Source organism: Spongisporangium articulatum, assembly GCF_044465595.1.
GTDB lineage: Bacteria > Actinomycetota > Actinomycetes > Actinomycetales > Kineosporiaceae > Spongisporangium > Spongisporangium articulatum.
In genome coordinates, this window is the sequence record NZ_JBITLV010000010.1 from 83,803 (window position 1) to 94,453 (window position 10,651).

Consider the following 10,651-nt stretch of genomic DNA (forward strand, 5'->3'; position numbering starts at 1 on the left):
TGCGCGCTCACCGACCGTCGGGTCCGGCCCAGGTCACGTCTGCCTGGTGGCGTCGCATGCGGTAGTGCAGGAGCAGACACCCGCCCGAGCGTTCACAGGTCAGGAGCTCGAAGTGGTGAAGCGCGGCGTCGTCGGGGAAGAGCCGACGGCCTTGGCCGGCCAGGCTCGGCGCGACGACGAGACGCAGCTCGTCGACCAGGCCCGCGGCAAGCAGGGTGCGGGACAGCGTGAGGCTGCCGTGGACGCCGATGTCCTTGCCGTCCTGTCCCTTCAACTCGGAGACGAACGCCGGGGCCGGCCGGTCGACGCGGGTGGTGCCCCACCACGGGAGTGCGGGCTGCGTCGAGGAGAACACGTACTTGGTCGCGGAGTTGATGAAGTCCGCGAAGGGTTGCATCGTCGAGCGGGGCCAGTGCGGCGCCCACTTGTCGTAGGTACGGCGGCCCAGAAGGACCGCATCCTGGGTCGAGATCGTCTCGCCGAGGAAGTCGATGAGCCGCTCGTCGGCGTCACCGAACCACTCGCCCTCGCCGCTGCGCGCTGCTGATGATCGCGTTCCGCAGCATCGTCGTCCCGCTGACGGCGGCCGTGATGAACCTGCTCGCCTCGGCGGCGTCCTTCGGCGTCGTAGTCGCGGTGTTCCAGTGGGGCTGGGGCTCGGAGCTGCTCGGCGTCGGCAAGGCCGGCCCGGTCGAGGCCGTGCTGCCGGTGATCATGCTGGCGATCCTCTTCGGCCTGTCGATGGACTACCAGGTCTTCCTGGTCAGCCGGATGCACGAGGAGTGGCAGCGCACCGGCGACAACCGGCAGGCGGTGCGGGTCGGTCAGGCCGAGACCGGCCGGATGATCACCGCCGCCGCCGTCATCATGATCTGCGTGTTCATGGCCTTCGTCTTCGGCGGCCAGCGGACCATCGCGGAGTTCGGCGTGGGCCTGGCATCGGCGGTGGCGATCGACGCCTTCGTCCTGCGGACCGTGCTGGTGCCGGCCGTGATGCACCTGTTCGGCCGGGCCAACTGGTGGTTGCCGGCGTGGCTGGACCGGCTCCTGCCGCACGTCTCGATCGAGGGCGCGGCGGACGACGTCAGCCCGCATCCCGCGCCGCCCAGCCCGATGCGTCGAGCCGAATCGGCGAGTCTCCGATGAGCTCTGCCCTCGCCGAGACATCAGCGGAAACGGTGGGGAGTTGGCGGATCTGGTGGATGGCTCCGCGCAGATCTGTCGTGTGCCCCCGGCCGGAGCCACCGTCGCGGCCCGGGGCTCCTGCGTCGCCCCGGCCCGCTCCGTCTCCCGTCATCCTGCCGGCGGGCACAAGAGAAGCCTTGGTTCGCTGGCGCGACCAAGGCTTCGATTTGTGCCCCCGGCGGGGCGCACCACAGATCTGCGCAGCATCACGGCAGGAACGGCCAGTATCTCCGCCGCCATATCGCTAGCTCCGGCCAGAATCTTAGGCACGGCATCGGCTCGCTGAGGCGGATGGTCGGAAGGCGAGGTCACCTAAGTGGGAGCGCCTTCGGCACCGGATGCGGAGTCCGGGACCGGCAACATCGGCCTGGCGCTGGCGATCATCATCGTGCTGTTCCCGCTGGCCCTCTTCGGCGTCCTCGGTCTCGCCGAGGTCGTCCTGGTCCACGAGGTCGCCGAAGTGGTGATCATCCTGAACGGGATCCGCGCCGCTCGGGTGCCCATGGCTGTGCAGCTACCCGCCACGCAGACGCCTGACCTGGAGCTGGTTCCTGCCTAGTGGTCCACCGCGCCTGAAGCCACCCCGATTGCCGACCAAGATGCATAGCTCTACTATCTGTTTATGGATGCGGATAGCTGCACACGCGGTGAGCGGCTCCCGGTCGATCAGGTGGACCTCGCGGTAGAGGTGTTCCGGATGCTGGCCGATGCGACCCGGGTGCAGATCCTGTGGAGTCTGCGTGACCGGGAGCGGTCGGTGAGTGACCTGGCCGAGTGGACGGGGAAGGCGCCCGCATCGGTGTCGCAGCACCTGGCGAAGCTGCGGATGGCGCGGTTGGTGCGGACCCGCCGCGAGGGCACCACGATCTTCTACCGGCTCGACAACGACCATGTCGGACGGTTGATCACCGATGCTGTGTACAACGCCGAGCATGCAGGCCCCGGTGTTCCGGGCCATCACAGCGAGGACGTCACGCCGTTGGGCACGGACGTTAGAGCCCAGTCCCGATGAACCAGCCCTCCCGCCATTACCACCCCCATCGGCATGACGGACAGCGAGATCAGTTGGTAGCCGCCGGGCATGGACATGGCCACGCAGTGGACCACGCCGATGATCACGGACACGTGCACGCGGGTGGTGTACGTGGCTTCCTGGCCGGAATCTTCGCCCCGCACAGCCATGACGCCACCGATTCCCTAGACGGCGCGCTGACAGCCAGTGGCGAAGGCATCCGCGCGGTCAAGATCAGCCTCGTCCTGCTTGCACTGACCGCGTCCCTGCAGGTCATGGTGGTGGTGATGTCGGGATCGGTGGCGTTGCTGGCAGACACGATCCACAACTTCTCGGACGCACTGACGGCGATCCCGTTGTGGACCGCGTTCGTCCTCGGGAGAAGGCCGGCCACCCGCCGCTACACCTACGGCTACGGGCGCGCCGAAGATCTCGCCGGCCTGTTCGTCGTCGCCATGATCGCCCTGTCCGCGATCATCGCGGGCTGGGAAGCTATCGACCGGCTGCTCAATCCGCATCTGGTAACCGATCTCGCCTGGGTCATCGCTGCCGGCCTGCTCGGTTTCGCCGGCAACGAACTGGTCGCCCAGTACCGGATCCGGGTGGGCCGCAGGATCGGCTCGGCCGCGCTGGTCGCCGACGGCCTGCACGCCCGCACCGACGGATTCACGTCCCTGGCAGTGGTCGCCGGTGCTGGCGGAGTGGCCGCCGGATGGCAGTTGGCCGACCCGATCGTCGGGCTCCTCATCACCGTCGCGATCCTCGCCGTGCTTCGCAGCACAGCCCGCGACATCTACCGGCGGCTGATGGACGCAGTTGATCCGGCACTGATTGACGATGCCGAGGCAGCGCTGTCCCAGGAGCCCGGCGTAGTGGTGGTTCGTCGGGTCAGGATGCGCTGGATCGGGCACGAACTGCATGCCGAGGCAGACCTCACCGTCGCCGACGACACCACCCTTGACCAGGCGCACCGGGTGGCTCATGCCGCCGAACAGACTCTCATTCGCGCTGTCCCGAAGCTGACCCGTGCTCTGGTCCACGCTTACCCTGCGCACTGAGCGGCGGGGCAATGTCGCTCCCGTTCGATTGCTCCGTAACCGATCGGGCCCCCTCGGGCCGGGCGCACCAGGGCTGACAGGGCCGAGTCCCGGTTTGGCAGGGCCGTAGGTCCCTACCGGCGCAGGCCATCGACCGGAACAGTGGAAGACGTTCATCAGTAACCCAGCCACGACGATGACCGGAGCGATTCGGTTCGACGAACACGAGGATTCACCATGATGTACGGCTACAGCGATCAGATGAGCGGTTGGATGTGGCTGCTGATGGGGCTCGGTCAGGTCGCCTTCTGGGGTGCGCTCGTCGCGGGGGTCGTCCTCGTCTACCGCTCGAGGGGCGCCTCGGCAGCATCATCTGGCCAGCCGCTCGGGGGCACGCCCGAGCAGGTGCTGGCCGGCCGCTTCGCTCGTGGCGACATCGACGAGAGCGAGTACAGCCATCGACTCGGCGTCCTTCACCAGCACGCGGGCGGACCGGTTTCCCCCGATCGGTGATCCCTCGCACACCCGCGGACGTGTGTGGTCGATGATGTTCTGGTGGACGACTCGACGGGACTGAGCGCGCGCTCCTCTCGCGGTCGGCGCGCACTCGTCATCGATGACGAGATCCACCTGGCGTCGATGATCGCTGGCTACCTGCGCCGAGAGGGTTTCGACGTCGACCTGGCCGGCGACGGTCAGCAGGCGCTGGACAAGGCACGCGCTGAACATCCGGACCTCGTCATCCTGGACCTCGGGCTGCCTGAGTTGGATGGCGTCGAGCTGTGTCGCGAGCTTCGGACATTCTCCGACTGCTACGTGATCATGGTTACCGCTCGCGCAGGCGAGGCGGACAAGCTCCGCGGTCTGGCTGCTGGAGCCGACGACTACATCACGAAACCGTTCAGTCCAAGAGAACTGGTGGCCCGCGTTGAGGTGATGTTCCGCCGGCCTCGATCAGGTCGACCCGTTGGCGACCTGGTGATCGGTGACCTGACGATCGATCGGCCTCGGCGTGAGGTGCGTCTGGCAGGAGCACCTCTGGAGCTGACGCCGATCGAGTTCGACGTCCTGGCCGCCCTCGGGGCCCGACGTGACACCGTGCTGACTCGCCGGCAGATCCTGGACATCGTCTGGGGCGAGAGCTGGGTCGGGGACGAGAATCTGGTCGATGTCCACATCGGGCATCTGCGGCGCAAACTGTCCGACGGCCCTGGCAATCGGCGGTACCTGCACACCGTCCGGGGCGTCGGGTTCCGGATCGGTGAGTGAGATGCCAGGCAAGGTGAACAGCACGGCGGCAAGGCTTCTCGTCGTGATCATCGCGGTAACGGCATTCGGATCCATCGTGGGATGGGTGGTCGGAGCGTTGATCGCTCCGCGGATCTTCCACCATCATCTGCACAACGCCCTGCCGCAGGTCGCGACCGGCGTTCTCGTCCATGCCGACGAGGCTTTCACGACAGCCAATTCCATCGCTTTCGCGGTGTCCCTGCTTGCGGCTCTGCTCTTCTCGGCAATTCTCGCCCTCTACCTGAGCCGCCGGCTGTCGCGGACGTTGGGTCCGTTGACCGAGGCCGCGTCCGAGGTGGCTGCGGGCAGGTACGACGTCAGGGTGGAGACCGGGGGGCTCGGGCCTGAGGTGGACGATGTCGTGATCGCTTTCAACGACATGGCGGCACGCCTGGAGCGCGACGAACGGACCCGGTCGCGACTCCTGGCAGACGTGGCGCATGAGCTTCGCACGCCGGTGGCGACGATCGAGGCCTACATCGAGGGCATCCTCGACGGCGTCGTCGAACTCGACGCCTCGACGGCGGCGGTGCTTACGCTGCAGATCGCCCGGATCGCCCGGCTCACCGACGACATGGCGGCGGTCTCCTGGGCCGAAGCTGATCGGCCCCGGCCCGAGGCCGGCTCCGTGGACCCGGCGCGGTTGGTCGAATCAGCAGTTCTCGCAGCGGGAAGCCGCTTCGAGGCCAAGGGCGTCCACTTGCTCACCACGATCGAGCCGACACCCACGATCCGGGCCGATGCCGAGCGTCTCGGCCAGGTGCTGGGCAACCTGCTGGACAACGCGTTACGGCACACGCCACCGACCGGCGCCGTGACGATCGCGACGTGGGCATCATCGGAGCGGGTGCACCTGTCCGTTACGGACACCGGAGACGGCATCCTGGCAGAGCACCAACCCCTGATCTTCGATCGCTTCTACCGGGTCGACACCGCCCGCGACCGGCTCCGCGGTGGATCCGGCATCGGACTGGCCATTGCAAAGTCCCTGGTCGAAGCAAACGGCGGACGGATCTCCGTAGTCAGCGACGGACCCGGTCTGGGGTCGACCTTCACCCTGGAGTTTCCGATCGAGAACACTTCTGAGCACGTCCGGGTGCCTTCTTCAGAGAACCTTCAAGAAGGCTGATCCACGGCCTGCTGACCTGCGCAGACGCCGCTCGGATCATGCGTGCGGCGGGTCCAGAGGCGGTCAGTGCCGTGATCGGAACGTGACGTACCCACTGCCTCCCGGATAACTTTAGCCTCGCCTCCTCGCGCTCCGCGAGGTGGTGCCTGATCGGACGCCGAGCTCTGCCACCGCGTCGGGCTGCGACACTCCGCATGGCAGAGGCGGGGGACCCAAGAACTTCGGCCGAGCGCGTACCTGCGTCTCGGCCTTGGGGTGAAGCTCGCCGCCGCATTCAGGGGCGGCAGGCCGGGTGAACTCCCATCCGAACCCGACAGCTGACCTCGTAGGCGTCCGGAGAGGGAAACCGTTGTCCGAGCGCGCCTCCGCACGCCACCGATCACCCCACCGACCAACCACACCGATGTCGGACGTGGCCGACGCCATCACCGGCCAGCTCACCGCGCTGACGTCACCGCTGACGGTAGTCGGCAAGACCGGCCTCGTCCTCACCATGTCGTCCGGTCTGATCGCCGGCGGTGCGATACCCGCACTGGCAGGGACTACCGCGGCGGCTACGACGGGCCGGTCTGCCGAAGGCGGGATGGTGACCGCAGCGATGCCGGCCAGCGCGCTGGCCATGGCCTCGTCCCTCTCGGTTCAGAATTCGGGGCTGACGGCCCCGGCGGCCGCCCAGGTCACCTTCGAGAAGTCAGCCTTCAAGGCGATCAAGAGCTCCGCTCGGCCTGCCTCGGCAGAGACCTCAGCTGGCGCAGCCGGGAGTTCCGCTGGGTCTGCGGGAACCGTTGCTCCGGGTGCCGCTGTCAACGGCTCCGCAGTGCTGGCCATCGCTGCCCGCTACGTGGGAACGCCATACCTGTACGGCGGCACGACCCCGAACGGCTTCGACTGCTCCGGGTACACCGGATACGTCTACCGGCAGCTCGGAGTATCCCTTCCGCGGACGGCGGACCAGCAGCTGAACGCCACCCGGCAGATCTCCCGGGCCGACGCCCGTCCCGGAGATCTCGTCTTCTTCGTCTCCGGCGGCCGGGCCTACCACAACGGAATCTACGCCGGTGGAAACCTGATGTACGACTCTCCACGCAGCGGCAAGTCTGTGTCCAAGCGCGACATTTGGAGTGCAGATGTGGTCTTCACCCGCGTGACCGGGTAAGCAGTGGTCAACCGAGCACCCCGTCGAATCTGAAGATTCGGTGAAGATGGGTGGTCAGAGGGCCCCGAACCCGGGTTCCCGGCATAGGACGCGCCTACCGTTTCTGCCAATGCGTATCGGCGATCATCTCTGGCGGGCTCGTCTGCGGGGCTTCGCAGTTCTTGCCCTGCTGCTTGGTCTCCTGGCCATGCACGGTCTCAGCTCGCAGCACTCCATGGCCGGCATGTTCGCTCCCGCCGACATGACGCATACGACGGCGATGACCACCTCAACTGACGGCATGCACTCGCCGGCCGAACTGGGGGTCGTCGAGTCACCCCGCGCTGACACCGGCTTCCATGTCCCTGCGCTCGCTGCGAGTCCGATGGACCAGCTGATGGCCGATTGCCTGGCCGTCCTCCTGTCCACCGTCCTTCTCCTGCTGGCGCTCATGGTCGTTACCGGCCGTAGGTCCAGCCATTGGATGGCAGCGGGGTCACCTCTCGAAGCCGTCATCACACGGCCGCCGGATCGTCCACCGATACTGGGGAGTCTCTGCGTTCTGCGGGTGTGACAGGGCCGACCGCGCGAGCTGCTCAGTACGGCTCCGAACGGATCGCCAAGCCCTGTCCATGTCCAGAACCTGAAAGGCAATCCCTCTCATGAAGCACGCCAAGCACGCCCTCGCTGCCGCCGTTTTGGCTGCGGCTGTCGTCACTCTCAGCGCCTGTGGCGGGAGTGACGGCACGATGTCGTCTGGGACCTCGATGACCCCGATGAAAGGCATGGGGCAGAGTTCATCCGGTCCGGCGATGCCGGCCTCGGGCCCGCACAATGCCGCCGACGTCACGTTCAGCACGCAGATGATCTCCCACCACGCGCAGGCCGTCGAGATGACCGACCTCGTCCTCGCGAGCACGCAGAACGCCAAGGTCAGGGCCCTCGCCACCCAGATCAGGAACGCTCAGACGCCTGAGATCACCACAATGAGCGGGTGGCTGAAGGGCTGGGGCGAGCCAGTGCCGGACACCACCATGGCTGGCCAGGACATGGGTGGGATGTCGATGGACGGCATGATGAGCGACTCCGAGATGAACCAGCTCAAGCAGGCGCAAGGAACTCAAGCTGACACCGAGTTCCTCACCCTGATGTCTAAGCATCACGCCGGCGCCATCGAGATGTCCAAGACAGAACTGACCAGCGGACAGAACGCTGCAGCCAAGGAACTGGCAACCTCGATCATCGAGACCCAGACGGCCGAGATCGCAGACATGCAAGGCCTTCTGAACTCGATCGGCTAGTAGACGGTAGATCCGCACCCCGTGATGCCGGGGTGCGGATCTACCGCGCGGGGCGCACTTCGCGGTAAAGCCGGCGTTCAACATCGCCTGTGACCCAAGCCTTGACAAGATACCCCCGGGGGGTACCGTGAGGGTATGAGTACCAGCACGGGATCGAATACATCGCAGGCGCATGCGCTCGTGAAGGACCCGGTCTGCGGGATGGATGTGGATCCGGCTGCCGCTGAGCACCGCTTCGAGCGCGCAGGGCAGGAGTACTTCTTCTGCTCCGGGCACTGTCGGGCGACGTTCACCTCCGACCCCGACACCTACCTCGCTAACCGGCCCGCCGCTTCCCCCACGGGAGCTGACCAGGTCGCGGAGTGGACCTGTCCGATGCACCCGGAGATCCGGCAGCCCGGGCCGGGCTCGTGTCCGATCTGCGGGATGGCTCTGGAACCGGTCACGGTGACCGCGGACTCCGGACCCAGCCCTGAACTCGCGGACATGACCCGGCGCTTCTGGGCTGCCGTCGTCCTGTCCGTACCCGTTCTCGTCCTGGGCATGGGCAGAGACCTGGTCCCTGCGATCCACGACCTCGTCTCGGCGACGGCGTCCACCTGGATCCAGTTCGCCATGGCGACCCCGGTGGTGCTGTGGGCGGGATGGCCCTTCCTCCAGCGCGGCTGGGTCTCGGTACGGACGCTGAAACTCAACATGTTCACGCTGATCGCGATGGGCACCGGTGTCGCCTGGCTGTTCAGCGTGGTCGCCACGATCGCACCCGGCATCTTCCCCGACGCGTTCCGCATGGACGGCGCGGTCGATGTCTACTTCGAAGCCGCAGCCGTCATCACGACGCTGGTCCTGCTCGGGCAGGTCCTCGAACTGCGCGCCCGCGAGCAGACCTCCGGAGCCATCCGTGCGCTGCTCGACCTCACCCCGAAGACCGCCTACCGGCTCGCCGCCGACGGGTCCGACGAGGAGATCACCCTCGACCTGGTCCAGATCGGTGACCGGCTCCGAGTCCGCCCCGGCGAGAAGATGCCCGTCGACGGGATCGTCGAGGACGGCCGGTCCCTGCTCGACGAGTCCCTCGTCACCGGCGAGTCGATGCCGACCACGAAAGCCAGGGGTGACGCCGTCATCGGGGGCACCCTGAACCAGACCGGGTCGCTCATCGTCCGCGCCGACAAGATCGGTCGCGACACCATGCTCGCCAGGATCGTGCAGATGGTCGCCGACGCCCAGCGCTCCCGCGCGCCGATCCAGCGGATGGCCGACCGCGTCGCCGCGTGGTTCGTCCCGGCCGTCATCGCCGCCGCGGTCATCGCCTTTGTCATCTGGGCCCTCGTCGGGCCCGACCCCCGGCTCGCGCACGCGCTGATCGTCGCCGTCGCCGTCCTGATCATCGCCTGCCCCTGCGCCCTTGGCCTCGCCACACCGGTCTCGATCATGGTCGGCGTCGGGCGTGGCGCCGGGCTCGGCGTCCTGATCAAGAACGCCGAAGCGCTCGAACTGCTCGAGAAGGTCGACACCCTCGTCGTCGACAAGACCGGCACCCTGACCGAGGGTCGCCCCTCAGTCACCCGGGTCGTCCCGTTGGCCGGCTTCGACGACCGGGAGTTGCTCCGGCTCGCCGCCGGAGTGGAGCGCTCCTCCGAACACCCCCTCGCCCGCGCGATCGTCAAGGCAGCTACCGATTCGGGTCTGCCGATCCCCGATGTGACCTACTTCGACTCACCCACCGGCAAGGGAGCGGTCGGCATCGTCGAGAACCGCCGGGTCCTGATCGGCAGCGCCGGCTACCTGGGCGGGGAAGGACTCGACACGAGCAATCTCACCGCTGACGCCAACCGGCTCCGCGCCGACGGAGCGACCGCCATCTTCATCGGCGTCGACAACCAGGTCGCAGGGATCTTCGCCATCGCCGACCAGGTCAAGGACACCACCCCGGAAGCGCTCAAAGCTCTCGTGGCCGAAGGCATCGAGGTTGTCATGCTCACCGGTGACAATCGGGTCACGGCCGAGGCGGTCGGTCGTCGACTCGGGATCAGCCGGGTCGAGGCCGACGTCCTTCCCGACCAGAAGAGCGACATCGTCAAACAACTCCGCGCAGAAGGCCGTGTCGTCGCGATGGCGGGCGACGGCGTCAACGATGCACCCGCGCTCGCCGCCGCCGACGTCGGCCTGGCGATGAGTTCCGGTACCGACGTCGCGATGGAGTCCGCCGGCGTCACCCTCCTCAAGGGCGACCTGACCGGGATCGTCCGGGCCCGGAAGCTGTCCCGGGCGACCATGTCGAACATCCGCCAGAACCTCGTCTTCGCGTTCGTCTACAACGTCGCCGGAATTCCTGTCGCGGCCGGCATTCTCTACCCGGCGTTCGGGCTCCTGCTCTCCCCGATGATCGCCGCTGCCGCCATGGCCCTTTCGTCCGTGAGCGTCATCAGCAATGCCTTGCGCCTCCGCGCACAGCATCTGTAACGGGACTGTCTGATTAACGGTGTAACTGGGTCTGGCTCGACACGCCGAGCGTGATGCTTGGCGGTTTGGAGCTGGGCATGTCGGACACGATCTCGT

Annotated in this window: 10 protein-coding genes, 2 pseudogenes and 1 riboswitch; of the genes and pseudogenes, 11 read left to right on the top strand and 1 reads right to left on the bottom strand. The window is 67.1% G+C overall.

Features of this window, described 5'->3' with window-relative positions:
- Positions 1-7: 7 nt before the first annotated feature.
- On the bottom strand, positions 8-493 hold the full coding sequence (locus tag ACIB24_RS22625) for a dihydrofolate reductase family protein (protein ID WP_398284489.1): 486 nt from the start codon (positions 491-493) through the stop codon (positions 8-10).
- A gap of 44 nt (positions 494-537) precedes the next feature.
- On the opposite strand from ACIB24_RS22625, the pseudogene ACIB24_RS22630 reads away from it, so the two are divergent.
- The 11 genes and pseudogenes from ACIB24_RS22630 to ACIB24_RS22680 all read left to right on the top strand — a co-directional run.
- A pseudogene (locus ACIB24_RS22630) lies at positions 538-1,146 on the top strand (MMPL family transporter); the annotation flags it as partial.
- Between the two features lie 391 nt (positions 1,147-1,537).
- Positions 1,538-1,744, top strand: a pseudogene (locus ACIB24_RS22635) (heavy metal translocating P-type ATPase); the annotation flags it as partial.
- Between the two features lie 63 nt (positions 1,745-1,807).
- Positions 1,808-2,197 carry an ArsR/SmtB family transcription factor gene (locus ACIB24_RS22640; RefSeq protein WP_398284477.1) on the top strand — a complete coding sequence of 130 codons (390 nt, stop codon included), beginning with the start codon at positions 1,808-1,810 and terminating at the stop codon, positions 2,195-2,197.
- A complete protein-coding gene (locus ACIB24_RS22645; protein ID WP_398284478.1) occupies positions 2,194-3,255 on the top strand; it encodes a cation diffusion facilitator family transporter in 1,062 nt (353 codons plus the stop codon). Before ACIB24_RS22640 ends, ACIB24_RS22645 begins: the two co-directional genes overlap by 4 nt.
- Positions 3,256-3,495: 240 nt before the next feature.
- The gene (locus ACIB24_RS22650; protein WP_398284479.1) at positions 3,496-3,747 is read left to right on the top strand and encodes an SHOCT domain-containing protein; all 252 of its coding nucleotides are present in this window, start codon (positions 3,496-3,498) and stop codon (positions 3,745-3,747) included.
- A 42-nt stretch (positions 3,748-3,789) separates the two neighbouring features.
- Positions 3,790-4,503 carry a response regulator transcription factor gene (locus tag ACIB24_RS22655; RefSeq protein WP_398284480.1) on the top strand — a complete coding sequence of 238 codons (714 nt, stop codon included), beginning with the start codon at positions 3,790-3,792 and terminating at the stop codon, positions 4,501-4,503.
- 1 nt (position 4,504) lies between these two features.
- Entirely contained in the window at positions 4,505-5,653 is a 1,149-nt protein-coding gene (locus ACIB24_RS22660) for a sensor histidine kinase (protein WP_398284481.1), read from the top strand.
- A 171-nt stretch (positions 5,654-5,824) separates the two neighbouring features.
- A riboswitch (cyclic di-AMP (ydaO/yuaA leader) is annotated at positions 5,825-5,999 on the top strand.
- Between the two features lie 66 nt (positions 6,000-6,065).
- Positions 6,066-6,809 (top strand): C40 family peptidase, encoded by a 744-nt coding sequence (locus tag ACIB24_RS22665; RefSeq protein ID WP_398284482.1) that lies wholly within the window; start codon positions 6,066-6,068, stop codon positions 6,807-6,809.
- Between the two features lie 109 nt (positions 6,810-6,918).
- Entirely contained in the window at positions 6,919-7,362 is a 444-nt protein-coding gene (locus ACIB24_RS22670) for a DUF6153 family protein (RefSeq protein WP_398284483.1), read from the top strand.
- 88 nt (positions 7,363-7,450) lie between these two features.
- Complete coding sequence (locus tag ACIB24_RS22675; protein ID WP_398284484.1) at positions 7,451-8,089, top strand: DUF305 domain-containing protein; 639 nt, start codon at positions 7,451-7,453, stop codon at positions 8,087-8,089.
- Positions 8,090-8,224: 135 nt separating this feature from the next.
- A complete protein-coding gene (locus tag ACIB24_RS22680) occupies positions 8,225-10,555 on the top strand; it encodes a heavy metal translocating P-type ATPase (protein WP_398284485.1) in 2,331 nt (776 codons plus the stop codon).
- The last annotated feature ends 96 nt before the right edge of the window (positions 10,556-10,651 follow it).

Bases quoted from the DNA above. Each gene is read 5' to 3' on its own strand.
- ACIB24_RS22660 (WP_398284481.1), top strand. From the start codon at position 4,505: ATGCCAGGCAAGGTGAACAGCACGGCGGCAAGGCTTCTCGTCGTGATC.
- ACIB24_RS22680 (WP_398284485.1), top strand. From the start codon at position 8,225: ATGAGTACCAGCACGGGATCGAATACATCGCAGGCGCATGCGCTCGTG.
- ACIB24_RS22650 (WP_398284479.1), top strand. From the start codon at position 3,496: ATGAGCGGTTGGATGTGGCTGCTGATGGGGCTCGGTCAGGTCGCCTTC.
- ACIB24_RS22640 (WP_398284477.1), top strand. From the start codon at position 1,808: ATGGATGCGGATAGCTGCACACGCGGTGAGCGGCTCCCGGTCGATCAG.
- ACIB24_RS22645 (WP_398284478.1), top strand. From the start codon at position 2,194: ATGAACCAGCCCTCCCGCCATTACCACCCCCATCGGCATGACGGACAG.
- ACIB24_RS22675 (WP_398284484.1), top strand. From the start codon at position 7,451: ATGAAGCACGCCAAGCACGCCCTCGCTGCCGCCGTTTTGGCTGCGGCT.
- ACIB24_RS22670 (WP_398284483.1), top strand. From the start codon at position 6,919: ATGCGTATCGGCGATCATCTCTGGCGGGCTCGTCTGCGGGGCTTCGCA.